This window comes from Janthinobacterium sp. SUN176, assembly GCF_030587335.1.
Classification (GTDB): Bacteria; Pseudomonadota; Gammaproteobacteria; order Burkholderiales; family Burkholderiaceae_D; genus Janthinobacterium; species Janthinobacterium kumbetense.
Map to the genome: position 1 here is coordinate 101,098 of NZ_JAPWIA010000004.1, position 13,955 is coordinate 115,052.

General features: G+C 61.3%; 12 protein-coding genes. 8 read left to right on the forward strand and 4 right to left on the reverse strand.

What is annotated here, in order from left to right; translation table 11 throughout:
• Positions 1–155: 155 nt before the first annotated feature.
• The 4 genes from hprK to ilvA all read right to left on the reverse strand — a co-directional run bounded on the left by hprK (position 156) and on the right by ilvA (position 4,404).
• Positions 156–1,091, reverse strand: a complete 936-nt coding sequence (gene hprK, locus O3299_RS23315; RefSeq protein ID WP_034753337.1) for an HPr(Ser) kinase/phosphatase — start codon at positions 1,089–1,091, stop codon at positions 156–158.
• Between the two features lie 36 nt (positions 1,092–1,127).
• Positions 1,128–1,610 carry a PTS sugar transporter subunit IIA gene (locus O3299_RS23320; protein ID WP_071079718.1) on the reverse strand — a complete coding sequence of 161 codons (483 nt, stop codon included), beginning with the start codon at positions 1,608–1,610 and terminating at the stop codon, positions 1,128–1,130.
• Positions 1,611–1,943: 333 nt separating this feature from the next.
• On the reverse strand, positions 1,944–2,786 hold the full coding sequence (queF, locus tag O3299_RS23325) for an NADPH-dependent 7-cyano-7-deazaguanine reductase QueF (protein WP_099665686.1): 843 nt from the start codon (positions 2,784–2,786) through the stop codon (positions 1,944–1,946).
• Between the two features lie 82 nt (positions 2,787–2,868).
• Positions 2,869–4,404, reverse strand: coding sequence for a threonine ammonia-lyase, biosynthetic (gene ilvA, locus O3299_RS23330; RefSeq protein WP_099665685.1), 1,536 nt, complete (start codon positions 4,402–4,404; stop codon positions 2,869–2,871).
• A 201-nt stretch (positions 4,405–4,605) separates the two neighbouring features.
• On the opposite strand from ilvA, the gene O3299_RS23335 reads away from it, so the two are divergent.
• The 8 genes from O3299_RS23335 to O3299_RS23370 all read left to right on the forward strand — a co-directional run bounded on the left by O3299_RS23335 (position 4,606) and on the right by O3299_RS23370 (position 13,873).
• Positions 4,606–5,097: a YqaA family protein gene (locus O3299_RS23335; RefSeq protein ID WP_152256795.1), complete on the forward strand. Its 492-nt coding sequence runs from the start codon at positions 4,606–4,608 to the stop codon at positions 5,095–5,097.
• Between the two features lie 269 nt (positions 5,098–5,366).
• Positions 5,367–9,407, forward strand: coding sequence for a DUF3683 domain-containing protein (locus O3299_RS23340; protein ID WP_289912349.1), 4,041 nt, complete (start codon positions 5,367–5,369; stop codon positions 9,405–9,407).
• Positions 9,407–9,856, forward strand: a complete 450-nt coding sequence (locus O3299_RS23345; protein WP_305056646.1) for an HIT family protein — start codon at positions 9,407–9,409, stop codon at positions 9,854–9,856. Before O3299_RS23340 ends, O3299_RS23345 begins: the two co-directional genes overlap by 1 nt.
• 9 nt (positions 9,857–9,865) lie before the next feature.
• Entirely contained in the window at positions 9,866–10,318 is a 453-nt protein-coding gene (locus O3299_RS23350) for a DUF971 domain-containing protein (RefSeq protein WP_305063304.1), read from the forward strand.
• A gap of 215 nt (positions 10,319–10,533) precedes the next feature.
• The gene (locus O3299_RS23355) at positions 10,534–10,878 is read left to right on the forward strand and encodes a YciI family protein (RefSeq protein WP_305056647.1); all 345 of its coding nucleotides are present in this window, start codon (positions 10,534–10,536) and stop codon (positions 10,876–10,878) included.
• A 2-nt stretch (positions 10,879–10,880) separates the two neighbouring features.
• Positions 10,881–12,122 (forward strand): RNA polymerase sigma factor, encoded by a 1,242-nt coding sequence (locus O3299_RS23360; protein ID WP_305063305.1) that lies wholly within the window; start codon positions 10,881–10,883, stop codon positions 12,120–12,122.
• 29 nt (positions 12,123–12,151) lie between these two features.
• A complete protein-coding gene (gene ubiE, locus O3299_RS23365; protein ID WP_034753359.1) occupies positions 12,152–12,886 on the forward strand; it encodes a bifunctional demethylmenaquinone methyltransferase/2-methoxy-6-polyprenyl-1,4-benzoquinol methylase UbiE in 735 nt (244 codons plus the stop codon).
• A 42-nt stretch (positions 12,887–12,928) separates the two neighbouring features.
• On the forward strand, positions 12,929–13,873 hold the full coding sequence (locus tag O3299_RS23370; RefSeq protein ID WP_251349343.1) for a Tim44 domain-containing protein: 945 nt from the start codon (positions 12,929–12,931) through the stop codon (positions 13,871–13,873).
• Positions 13,874–13,955: the final 82 nt, after the last annotated feature.

Genomic DNA, 13,955 nt, shown 5'->3' on the forward strand with positions numbered 1-13,955 from the left:
TTTCGACTGTAGTATTGGTTAAACAAAAGAGGGCGTGCTTCTTGCAACGCTAGTCACCACTCATTGCTAATCTCTGGTGCAGCAGGGAATTCACGCAGCACTGCTGCGTGCCTGCGCAACGGTTCGCCCTTGCAAGGGTGAACTCCTTGGCAACATTAATCGCCACTCATGGCGAGTCGTTGCCGTTCCATGAACTCCTGCAAGGTATCGATGCCGCGCAGTTGCAAAATCGTATTGCGCACGGCCGCTTCCAGCAGCACGGCGATGTTGCGGCCGGCGGCGACGGGGATGACGACCTTGCGCACGGGCAAGCCCAGCACGTCTTCCGTGGGGAACAGGAAAGGCAGGCGCTCGACTTCTTCTTCCAGCGCGTTGCGGCGCACGAGGTGCACGATCAGCTTCAGGCGCATCTTGCGGCGTACGGCCGTTTCGCCAAAGATGGCCTTGATATCGAGCAAGCCCAGTCCCCGCACTTCCAGCAGGTTTTGCAGCAGGGGCGGGCAGCGGCCTTCGATCATGTTGGGCGCGATGCGCGAGAATTCGACGGCGTCGTCGGCCACCAGGCCGTGGCTGCGCGAGATCAGTTCCAGCCCCAGCTCGCTCTTGCCCAGGCCCGAGTCGCCCGTGATCAGCACGCCCACGCCCAGCACGTCCATGAACACGCCATGCATGATGATGCGCTGCGCCAGTTTTTTCGACAGGTAGACGCGCAGGAAGTCGATCACTTGCGCGGCCGGCAGCGGGGTGGAGAACAGGGGAATGTTTTGTTCGTCGCAGATGGCGAGGATGTCGGGCGGCGTTTCCAGTCCTTGGGCGATGATCAGCGCGGGCGGACCGCCGGCGATCAGTTCGCCGATCACGTGGGTGCGCGTGTTGACCTTCAGGCGTTGGTAATAGTTAATTTCCTGGTGGCCGAAGACCTGGATGCGGCCCGGATGGATCAGGTTCAAGTGGCCCACCTGGTCGGCGGCCGACGAGACGTCGCCCGAGATCAGGCGCTCGCCGCCGGGGAAGCCGGCGAACCAGCCCAGTTGCAGACTTTCACGATTATCGTCGTACAGGCGTTGTATCGTCAGCGGCGTTTGCAACATGGCAGTCTTCTTCAGGAGTGGAGGAATACCTGAAGTTTAACCTGCCGCTTGCAGACTGGGTTGCCAATTGACGATGCGCGAATGCACGGATTTCGGTTCCGGATCCGTGGCCAATGCCGTGCGGAAGGCGTCGTCGGAAAACATTTCGGCGATTTCCGACAGGATTTCCAGATGTTGCTGGGTGACATGATCTGGAATCAGCAGGAAAAACAGCAGATTGACGGGCTTGCCATCGGGCGATTCGAATGGAATCGGCTCGGCCAGGCGCACGAAGGCGCCCAGGGGCGCTTTCAAGGTTTTGCTGCCCTTGACCCTGCCATGCGGCACGGCCACGCCATGACCCAGGCCGGTCGAGCCCAGGCGTTCGCGGGCAAACAGATTGTCCGAGACGGTAGAGCGGGCGATGCCGTAATTGTTTTCGAAGATCAGGCCGGCTTGCTCGAAGGCGCGCTTTTTACTGGAGACTTCCAGGTCCAGCAGGACGTTTTCGAGGGATAATATTTTGCTAAGATTAGTCATGACACTCAATGAAATGGTGCAATGCGCAGAGGGCTTGCGAGCCGAATTATAGGCCTGTTTCGGCGGCCTGTAACGCCAATTCTCAACAGTATACGCCCGCTGCGGGCGCAGTGGGCGCTACAGCCCACGTGGTCATCATTTTAGCAAAAAAATAACATCGGCGTGTATCGGCTATTTCTTGATTAAAAACACGCAGTGCGCCGGTTTTTCCGCCGCCGAATGCCGATTTTCCGATTTTTCAGCGTCTTTGACATGCTCTGCGGCACTACTGCAACGTTGTTTTAAAACACAGCCAACATTCCTGTTGGCATGGTTGCGGGGTGTTGTTTGGCGTTACTGGCGCGCATTGCGCAGATTGCCCGGCATCGCCCCGGTGCTGAAGTTGCTGCGCCAGGGATTGATGTCGAGGCCGCCGCGGCGCGTGTAGCGCGCATACACGGACAGTTTTTGAGGCTTGCACTGACGCAAGATATCGACAAAGATGCGCTCTACGCATTGCTCGTGGAATTCGTTGTGTTCGCGGAAACCGATCAGGTAGCGCAACAGACTTTCCTGGTCGATCTGCGGTCCTGCGTACTCGATCTGCACGCTGCCCCAGTCGGGCTGGCCCGTCACCAGGCAATTCGATTTGAGCAAATGCGAGACGAGTTTTTCTTCCACCGGCGCTTCATCGAGCGCCGCCTTCAAGAGCAGCGGCGAGGGCGTGTATTGCGTGATTTCCAGGTCCAGGCGGTCGAGCAGCACGCCGTCGAATTCGCCCATTTTCAGCTTGCCGAAATCGTCCTGCAAGGTCAGTTCCACTTGCACGGGCGCGCCGAAGCCCTTCGATAAGTCCTGCTTGAGCAGGGCCAGCAGCGCATCCGGGCTGTCCAGCCTGGTCTGGTTGAACGAATTTAAATAGAGCTTGAACGACTTCGATTCGATGATGTTCGGCGAATCGGCCGGCGCGCTGACCTTGGCAATCGCCACCTGCGGCTTGCCGCGCTGGTTCAGCCACGACAGCTCATAGGCATTCCAGATATCGAGGCCGAAGAACGGTAATGTACCGCGCAATTCCAGCTCGTCGCGCTTGCCCTGGCGGGGAATGGGAAACAGCAGTTCCGGCGCGTAATCGGTGCGGTAGGCGGAGCTTTTGCCCAGCGGGGATTGTTCGGCGAGGTCGTTGGTGGTGGTCATGGTCGTGTGGCGTGAATTCAGTCAAGCACGCATGGTAGCCTAATTCTCCCGACGGCGAGTAGCCGCCGCCGGGAGGTGATGCTTACCCCAGGAACAGCTTATAGACGGGATTGCTGCTTTCATCCCAGTAACGGTAGCCCAGGGTATCGAGGAAGCGGGCGAATTCTCCCATTTCATCGGGCGGCACTTGCAGGCCGATCAGGATGCGGCCCACGTCGCCGCCCTGGCTGCGGTAGTGACATAGGGAAATATTCCAGTTCGGCGCCATGCTGTCGAGGAAGCGCATCAGGGCGCCCGGGCGCTCCGGGAACTCGAAGCGGTACAGCAACTCGTCCTGCGCCAGCCGGCTCTTGCCGCCCACCAGGTGGCGGATGTGCGACTTGGCCAGCTCGTCGTGGGTCAGGTCCAGGGTCTTGAATTCGTGTTCCTCGAAAGTCTTCGCCAGCACGCTTGATTCATGTCGGTCGGCAATTTGGATGCCGACGAACACGTGCGCGGCCTTTTCATCGCTGATGCGGTAGTTAAATTCCGTCACGTTGCGCGCGCCGATGAGCGAGCAGAAACGCTTGAAACTGCCCCGCTGTTCGCGCATGGTGACGGCAAACACGGCTTCGCGGAATTCGCCCAGTTCGGCCCGTTCCGCGACAAAGCGCAAACGGTCGAAATTCATGTTCGCGCCGCTGGCGATGGTGACCAGGGTTTCATTGTTGACGGGGTGCTTGGTCAGGCTGGCCCGTTCCACATAGGCCTTGGCGCCAGCGATGGCCAGCGCGCCGGACGGCTCCAGGATGCTGCGCGTATCCGTAAACACGTCCTTGATGGCGGCGCAGATGGCGTCCGTGTCGACGGTGATGATTTCATCGACATACGCCTGCACGAGGCGGAAGGTTTCCTCGCCGGCCAGGCGCACGGCCGTGCCGTCGGCAAAGAGGCCCACGTCGTTCAGGGTCACGCGCTCGCCCGCTTTCAGCGAACGGGCCATGGCGTTCGAATCGACGCTTTGCACGCCGATGATCTTGATGTCGGGACGGATCTGTTTCACGTAGGCGGCAATGCCGGCGATCAAGCCGCCGCCGCCGATGGGCGCGAAGATGGCGTGGATGGGGCCGGCGTGCTGGCGCAGGATTTCCATGCCGATCGTGCCCTGGCCGGCGATCACGTCCGGATCGTCGAACGGGTGCACGAAGGTCAGCTTCTGTTCCTTTTCCAGGGTCAGCGCATGGTTGTAGGCATCCGTGTACGACTCGCCGTGCAGGACCACTTCCACGTGCACGCCGCCGCGTCCCTTGACGGCCTCGACTTTCACCAGCGGCGTGGTGGTCGGCATGACGATGACGGCGCGGCAACCCATGCGCGCGGCCGACAGGGCCACGCCCTGGGCGTGGTTGCCGGCCGAGGCGCAAATCACGCCCCGTTTGCGGTCCGCTTCGCTCAGCTTGGACATCTTGTTGTAGGCGCCACGAATCTTGAAACTGAACACGCTTTGCATGTCTTCGCGCTTGAAGTAAATCTGGTTGTTCAGGCGCTGCGACAGGGCAGGGGCCAGTTCCAGCGGCGTTTCGGTAGCGACGTCATAGACGCGGGCGGTCAGGATTTTCTTGAGGTAGTCGATGTTCATAGTCTGCAAGCAAGTGATTCTGGGCCAGAAAGGGTCTGGAGCGTGTCGGGCGATAGCGGCGGCGCCGCGGCGGATAGCCTGGCGACAATAATGCTCTGTGGAACTGCGGGCGGGTAGGCCTTTGCCGGCCGGCGCGGATTGTGCGGCGCGCAAGCTGCTCTTCATTATAATGGAGAGCCTTACTGCATCGCGAAGTGTTCCATGATCGAATCCGCAATCGCCTGGCTGCTGCAGCTGATCGCCGCACCGGAAGTCGGGCTGACATCGGTCTTTCTGATCAGCTTTATTTCCGCCACCCTCTTGCCGCTCGGCTCGGAACCGGCCGTGTTTGCCGTCATCAAGGCCAATCCCGCGCTGTTCTGGGCCACCATCGGCGTCGCCACCCTGGGCAACACCCTGGGCGGCGTCGTTGACTACTGGATGGGCTACCGGGCCAAACAGGCGTTTGCCAAGGAACGCGACACGCGCTGGTTCCGCTGGCTGGCCCGCTACGGCGCCAAGACCATGCTGCTGGCCTGGCTGCCCATCGTGGGCGACCCGCTGTGTACCCTGGCCGGATGGCTCAAGCTGCCGTTCTGGCCCAGCGTGGCCTACATGGCCATCGGCAAGTGCGCGCGCTACCTGACCATGACGGGCTTGCTGCTGTATGTGCCCGATGGCGTATGGCACCGGATTGGACAAATGCTGGCGTAAAGTGGGCGCAAACGGGGCGTAATGCAACGCCGTTTTGCCCCATTTTTGGGCAGTTCGATAGTTTGCAGCAGACTCTGATTCTTGGCATTTTTGCGTCAAAAAATGATCAACACTGGTTTTTTATTCATGCAAAATAGGGCTTTTCCGTATTTGCTATGGTGACGGGTGTGGTGCTTAAACCTTGGGCGGCATAAGGCTGTTCCCGCATGGTGCGGCGCAATAAGATAAAATGGGCCTTTAGGGTCCAGTCCACATCGTCACCACACTCCATGAACGCTCCCGCACATATCCAAGCTTTACTGGCAGAAACGCCGAATGGTCCCGCAGCAAGCCGCCTGCGCGAAATCCCGTATAACTACACGTCGTTTTCCGATCGCGAGATCGTCATACGCCTGTTGGGGGAGGACTCCTGGCGCCTGCTCGACGAGCTGCGCGGCGCCCGCCAGACGGGCCGTTCGGCCCGCATGCTGTACGAGGTGCTGGGCGACATCTGGGTCGTGCGCCGCAATCCCTACCTGCAGGATGACTTGCTCGACAATCCGAAGCGCCGCCAGGGCTTGATCGATGCCTTGCATCACCGCCTGGCCGAAGTCGACAAGCGCCGCCTGTCCATCGACGCGGCCGGCGGCGACGTGGCCGCCAGTGGCGAATCGCCCGAAGTGGCGCAAGCGCGCAGCGCCAATGTGGAGCTGCTGCTGAAAGCGGCCAGCAAGGCCGTGGCCGACTTTGGCGACGAATTCCGCAAGACCTACGATTTGCGCAAGCGCACGGTCAAGGTACTGGGACGCTATACGGAAAAGCATAATGTGCGCTTCGACGGCATGACGCGCGTGTCGCACGTGACGGACGCCACCGACTGGCGCGTGGAATACCCGTTCGTCGTGCTCACGCCCGACACGGAAGAGGAAATGGCCGGCCTGGTGAAGGGCTGCATCGAGCTGGGGCTGACCATCATCCCGCGCGGCGGCGGCACCGGCTACACGGGCGGTGCGATTCCCCTGACGCCGATGTCGGCCGTCATCAACACGGAAAAACTCATCACCCTGGGCGCCGTGGAAATGACGGTCTTGCCGGGCCTCACGCACGAATACGCGACCATCAATTCGGGCGCCGGCGTGATCACGAACAAGGTGTCGGAAGCGGCGGAAAAGGCTGGTTTCGTGTTTGCCGTCGACCCGACGTCCGCGCACGCCTCTTGCATCGGCGGCAACGTCGCCATGAATGCGGGCGGCAAGAAAGCCGTGCTGTGGGGCACGGCGCTGGACAACCTGGCCTCGTGGCGCATGGTCGACCCGAACGGCGACTGGCTCGACGTCACGCGCCTCGACCATAACCTGGGCAAGATCCACGATATCGCACTGGCACGTTTCCAGCTGGAATGGCGTCACCCGAGCACGCGCGACGCGACGAAACCAAACGCGCCGTTCAAGACGGAAATCCTGGAAATTCCTGGCCGCAAGTTCCGCAAGGAAGGCCTGGGCAAGGACGTCACCGATAAATTCCTCGCCGGCTTGCCGGGCATCCAGAAGGAAGGCTGCGACGGCCTGATCACGTCGGCGCGCTGGATTCTGCACAAGATGCCGAAGTTCGCCCGCACCGTCTGCCTGGAATTCTTCGGCCAGGCGCGCGACGCGATCCCGTCGATCGTGGAAATCAAGGATTACCTCGACGGCTTGCCGGCGAAAGGCGAGCAATACACGACCATCCGTCTGGCGGGCCTGGAACATCTGGACGAGCGCTACCTGCGCGCCGTCGGCTACGCCACCAAGTCGAAGCGGGGCGTGCTGCCGAAGATGGCCCTGTTCGGCGACATCGTCGGCGACGATGAAAATGCCGTCGCGCAAGCGGCATCGGAAGTGGTGCGTATCGCCAACACCCGCGTGGGCGAAGGCTTTGTGGCCGTCAGCCCGGAAGCACGCAAGAAATTCTGGCTCGACCGTGCTCGCACGGCGGCGATCGCCAAGCACACGAATGCGTTCAAGATCAATGAAGATGTCGTGATCCCGCTCAATCGCATGGGTGAATACACGGATGGTATCGAACGCATCAATATCGAGCTGTCGATCAAGAATAAACTGCAATTGGCCGAGGCCCTCAGCGAATTCTTTGGCAAGGGTAATTTGCCAGTAGGCAAGAGCGACGATGCGTCCGACGACCGGGTCGACGATGCGGAAATGCTGGGCGACCGCGCCGAGCAGGCGCAGCAGCTGTTGGCGCAAGTCACGAGCCGCTGGACCTATCTGCTGGCCCAGCTGGACCGTCCGCTGGCGGACGTGAAGGGCGAATTGGCCGAACTGGGCATGGAGCGCTTGCTGCCCGTGTTCGATGCGCGTCTGGAAACGCAGCCGGACGCCACCCTGTTCGACGTGGTGCAGGATCGCACAGTGCGCATTACCTGGAAGCAAGAGATCCGCGCCCAGCTGCGCCAGATCTTCAACGGCGCCGCGTTCAAGCTGATCCTCGACGAGGCCACCGCCATCCACGCGCGCATCTTGCGTAGCCGCGTGTTCGTCGCGCTGCACATGCATGCGGGCGATGGCAACGTGCACACGAACTTGCCCGTCAACTCGGACAATTACGAAATGCTGCAGGACGCCCACGAAGCCGTGGGCCGTATCATGATTTTGGCCCGCTCGCTCAATGGCGTGATTTCCGGCGAACACGGTATCGGCATCACCAAGCTGGAATTTTTGACGGAAGAAGAGATCGGCGAATTCCGCAGCTACAAGCAGCGCATCGATCCGGAAGGCCGGTTCAACAAAGGTAAATTGCTGAACCTGCCGGGCATGGGCGCGGACTTGCGCAATGCCTACACGCCATCGTTCGGCCTGATGGGGCATGAGTCCTTGATCATGCAGCAAAGCGATATCGGCGCCATCGCCGACAGCGTCAAGGATTGCTTGCGTTGCGGCAAGTGCAAACCCGTGTGCTCGACCCACGTGCCGCGCGCCAATTTGCTGTATTCGCCGCGCGACAAGATATTGGCGACCTCGTCCCTGATCGAAGCCTTCCTGTACGAAGAACAGACGCGCCGCGGTATTTCCATCAAGCATTGGGAAGAGTTCGAGGACGTGGCCGACCACTGCACGGTCTGCCATAAATGCGTGACGCCTTGCCCGGTGAATATCGACTTTGGCGATGTGTCGATGAACATGCGCAATTTGCTGCGCAAGATGGACAAGAAGAGCTTCAATCCGGGCACCAAGGCCACGATGATGTTCCTCAACGCTACCGATCCCGTGACCATCAACGCCACGCGCAAGGTCATGATCGGCTGGGGTTACAAGGCGCAGCGCCTGGGCCATGACTTGCTGAAGAAATTTGCCAAGAAGCAAACCAAGGCGCCGCCGCCATCGACAGGCAAGCCGCCCGTCAAGGCGCAGGTGATTCATTTTATTAACAAAAAGATGCCGGGCAACCTGCCGAAGAAATCGGCACGCGCGCTGCTCGATATCGAAGACGATAAAGTCATCCCGATCATCCGCAATCCGAAGACGACGACGGCCGATACGGAAGCCGTGTTCTACTTCCCTGGTTGCGGTTCGGAACGTTTGTTCTCGCAAGTGGGCCTGGCTACGCAAGCGATGCTGTGGGAAGTGGGTGTGCAGACGGTCTTGCCGCCGGGCTATTTGTGCTGCGGTTATCCGCAGCGCGGTGCGGGCGAGTTCGACAAGGCCGAGAAGATGATGACGGACAACCGCGTCCTGTTCCACCGCATGGCCAACACGCTCAATTACCTGGACATCAAGACGGTGCTCGTGTCGTGCGGCACGTGCTACGACCAGCTGGCCACGTACCAGTTTGAAAAGATTTTCCCTGGCTGCCGCATCATGGATATCCATGAGTATTTGTTGGAGAAAAACGTCAAGCTGGAAGGCGTCAACGGCACGCGCTATATGTACCACGAGCCATGCCACAATCCGATGAAGCTGCAGGAATCGGGCAAGACCATCAATTCCCTGATCAGCACGGTAGACAACGTGAAGATCGAGAAGAATGACCGTTGCTGCGGCGAATCGGGGTCGCTGGCCGTCACGCGCCCGGACATTTCCACGCAAGTGCGTTTCCGCAAGGAAGAAGAGATGGTCAAGGGCGCCGACAAGCTGCGCGGCGACGGTTTCACGGGCGACGTCAAAATCCTCACCAGCTGCCCGTCGTGCCTGCAAGGCTTGTCGCGCTACAATGACGATTCGGGCACGACGGCCGACTACATCGTCGTCGAGATCGCCAAACACTTGCTGGGAGAGAACTGGATGCCGGATTACGTGAAACGCGCCAATGACGGCGGCATCGAACGGGTGCTCGTGTGATGTCTACGAGTTGCGATCTGTGCAACTTGCTGGACGGCTACGCCAACAAGCAGGGTCTGGAGACCTTGCTGTGGCGCAGCGAGCGCTTGTCCGTCGTGGCTGTCGACGATCCTGCCTATCCCGGCTTTTGCCGTGTGATCTGGAACAAACACGTGAAGGAAATGACGGACTTGACGCCCGGCGAGCGCAATTACGTGATGGAAGTCGTGTGGCAAGTCGAACTGGCCGTGCGGGAAGTGATGCAGCCGGAAAAGGTGAATGTCGCCAGTTTCGGCAACATGACGCCGCACGTGCACTGGCACGTGATTCCCCGCTACCGCGACGACGCGCATTTCCCGAACCCCAGCTGGGCGGTGATCCAGCGCGAAACGGCGCCCGAGGTGCTGGCCGCGCGCCGCGCCCTGCTGCCGGCCTTGCGCGGCGCCATCCTTCAACGTTTATCCGCATAAAGTATTGTCATGACTGAAAAAGCAGCAACACCCCAACCCACCGGCTTGACCGTGCACAACCAGTCGCGCGTGCTCGACGTGGCGTTCGACGACGGCAGCGAATTTGCCTTGCCGTTCGAATACCTGCGCGTGTACTCGCCGTCGGCCGAAGTGCAGGGCCATGGCAAGGGCCAGGAAACCTTGCAATTAGGTAAGCGTCTGGTCGGCATCACGGGTCTGGAGCCGGTCGGCAACTACGCCGTGCAGCCCACCTTCAGCGATGGCCACAATTCCGGCCTGTATACCTGGGCCTACCTGTACAAGCTGGGCGCGGAGCAAGCGACCCTGTGGCAGGATTACCTGGACCGCCTGGCGGCAGCCGGCTACTCGGGCGACAGCGGCCGCGACGCCAAGGCGGACATGACGGTCAAGCAATCTTCCGGCGGTCATGTTCATGGACCCAGTTGCGGGCACAAACATTAAAACACCTGGAAAACCTACTGCGCGTCGCCATTTGCGGCCGCCGATGCTCACTGTGCTCAAGCACAGTTCCGCTTCTCGGCCACAACTTGCTTCCGCTCGCTACGGTTTTTTAGGTGTTTAGAAAAAATAATGCGGTAATCTTGTCGGATTGCCGCCGCCCCGTTCGTCGTATGGATGCCCGCGCTTGCGGGCATTTTTCTTTTGGAGAAGAGACTATGGAATACATGATCCTGATCTACGCCGACGAGGCGCGCTATGCCGCCATGGAAGAGGGCCAGATGGCCAGCCTGATGGCCGACTTTGCCAGCTATACGCAGGACCTGGAGGCGGCGGGCGTGATGCGCGGCGGCGCCGAGCTGGCGCCTGTGCGCAGCGCCACCAGCGTGCGTGTGCAAAACGGCAAGCCTGTCATCACGGATGGGCCGTTCGCGGAAACCAAGGAGCAGCTGGGCGGCTATTACCTGCTGGACTGCGCCCACCTGGACGAGGCGCTGGCCTGGGCCGGGCGTTGCCCGGCGGCTTCCCTGGGCACCATCGAAGTGCGGCCTGTCACGGCATAAACATGGCCGGCGACGCCATTGCGGCCGTCGAACACGTCTTTCGCCAGGAAAAGGGCAGGGTGCTGGCCGGCCTGATGCGGCGTTTCGGCGACCTGGGCCTGGCGGAAGATGTGTTGCAGGAGGCGTGCCGCAAGGCGCTGGAACTGTGGCCGCAGGCGGGCATCCCGTCCAATCCCGCGGCCTGGCTCAGCTCGGTGGCGCGCAACGCGGGCCTCGATCACGTGCGCCGCGCGGGCAAGAGCGTCAGCGAGGCCGAGGCCGTGCTGTCCTGCCTGCCGGCCGCCATGCTTGATGAAACGCAAGCCATCGAGGACGACCGCCTGCGCCTGCTGTTCATCTGCTGCCATCCCGCGCTGGCGCCCGAGGCGCAGGTGGCGCTGGCCCTGCGCACCCTGTGTGGGCTGTCCACGGGCGAGATCGCGCGCGCCTTCGGCGTGGCGGAAGCGGCCCTGTCGCAGCGGCTATTGCGCGCCAGGCGCAAGATCGCCGAAGCGCGCATCCCTTTCGAGTTGCCGCCGGCCCAGGATTGGCCGCAACGGCTGGCGCAAGTGCTGCACGTGATTTACCTGGTGTTTAGCGAAGGCTATTGCGCCAGCGGCGGCGATAGCTTGCTGCGCGCCGACCTGTGCGCGGAAGCGCTGCGCCTGGGGCGGCTGCTCGACAGCCTGCAGCCCGGCCAGCCGGAAGTACAGGGGCTATTGGCCTTGCTGCTGCTGCAGGCGTCGCGAGGCCCGGCTCGCCTCTCGCCCGCAGGCTGTTTGTTGACCCTGGAAGAGCAGGATCGGCGCCTGTGGCAGGGAGATTTGATCGCCGAGGGGTTGGCCGTGCTGGAACGAGCCTTGCCGGCGCGCGCGCCGGGGCCCTACCAACTGCAGGCAGCCATTGCCGCCTTGCACGCCCAAGCTCCCAGGGCAAGCCAGACGGATTGGCGCCAGATCAGCGCCCTGTATGGTGCCTTGCTGCGGCACAAGCCGGAACCCTTGATCTTGCTCAATGCCGTGATCGCCTGCGCGATGGCGCATGGCGCCGAACACGGCCTGGCGTGGCTCGAACGCCTGGAAGCCGTGCCCAGCCTTGCCAATTCGCATTATCTGCACGCGGCCCGGGCCGACTTGCTGCGCCGCCAGGGCGACCGACGGGGGGCGCTGGCGGCGTATGCCCGGGCGGCCATGCTGGCTGCGAATGCAGTGGAAAGGCAATACCTTCTCCGGCGTCACGGGGAAATGCGCCTGCCGCTTGTATAATGCTCCCAAGTTCAAACAGACTGCCTACCATGACCAATACGACCCATTTCGGATACAAAACAGTTGCAGAAGACGACAAAGTGCGCGAAGTCGCCAAGGTGTTCCATTCCGTCGCTGCCAAATACGACGTGATGAATGACTTGATGTCGGGCGGGCTGCACCGTCTGTGGAAGACGTTTACCATTGCCAACGCGGGCGTGCGTCCCGGTTTCAAGGTGCTCGACATCGCCGGCGGCACGGGTGACCTGTCGAAGGCGTTCGCCAAGCAGGCGGGCCCTACCGGCGAAGTCTGGTTGACCGATATCAATGAATCGATGTTGCGCGTAGGCCGCGACCGCCTCTTGAATCGCGGCTTGCTCACCCCCACCTTGTTGTGTGACGCGGAAAAACTGCCATTCCCCGATAATTATTTTGACCGTGTCAGCGTGGCCTTTGGCTTGCGCAACATGACGCACAAGGATGTGGCGCTGGCGGAAATGCGCCGCGTGCTGAAACCGGGCGGCAAGCTGCTGGTGCTGGAGTTTTCCAAGGTGGCGGCGCCCCTGCAAAAGCCGTACGACCTGTATTCGTTCTCGGTCTTGCCGTGGTTCGGACAGAAAATCGCCGGCGACGCGGAAAGCTATCGCTACCTGGCAGAATCGATCCGCATGCATCCGGACCAGGAAACGCTGAAGACCATGATGGAAACGGCGGGCCTGGAGCGCGTGCAGTACTACAATTTGACGGCAGGCATTGCCGCTTTGCATACCGGCATCAAGATGTAACTCAAGCTGTAACTCACCAAGCCGGTGATTTTAGGAGATGGAATGAAATTGAAGAAATTTATGGTCGGCATGATGCTGGCCGCGACCACGGTATCCATGCTGGGCGAGGCGCTGGCCCGTCCCATGGGCGGTGGCCGTTCGTTTGGCCGCCAGTCGCAAAACGTGGGCCGCCAGGCGCCTGCTCCGGCACCAACCCCGGCGCCGGCCGCCGCGCCACGCCAGGCGCAACCTGCGCCAGCCCCCGCGCCGGCCCCTGCCGCCAAGGCACCGAGCCGCTGGAAGGGCTTGCTGGGCGGCGCCTTGCTGGGCCTGGGCCTGGGCGCCTTGCTGTCGCACTTTGGCCTGGGCGGCGCCCTGGCCAGCATGATCAGCACCCTGCTGATGGTGGCCTTGCTGGCCGGCGTGGCCTTCTTCATCTACCGCATGGTACGTGGCAAACGCGACAACAATGCCGGCGGCAATGCGCCGTTTGCCGGTTTTGGCGGCAACCAGCCTGCGCCAGCGGGCAACGTGCCTGACATCGGTTCGCGCATCCCGCCGCTGCCGCCGCTGCAACCGGTCTCGTCTGGCGTAGGCCTGGACAAGCCGGCGCCGGCTGCCGCGCCATGGGGCGTACCAAGCGACTTCGACAAGGACGCCTTCCTGCGCCACGCGAAAAGCAATTTCATTCGCCTGCAAGCGGCCTGGGACAAGGCGGACGTCAACGATATCCGCGAATTCACGTCGCCGGAAGTGTATGCGGAACTGCGCATGCAAATCCAGGAACGGGGCGCGCAGCCGGACTTTACGGATGTCGTCACCGTCGATGCCGAACTGCTGGGGATCGAAACGAGCGTCAACGACTACCTGGCCAGCGTGAAGTTTACGGGCCTGATCCGTTCGGCGCCGGGCGCCGCAGCGGAACCGTTCGCGGAAGTGTGGAATATGTCGAAACCCGTCAGCGGCAATAGCGGCTGGGTTCTGGCAGGCATCCAGCAATTGAATTAATTGTAAAAACTTGCTGAATAATGGCTTAAGTCCATGCGGAATGCATGATGCTTGACAGATATTTCCTGCTGAACTGGTAAGA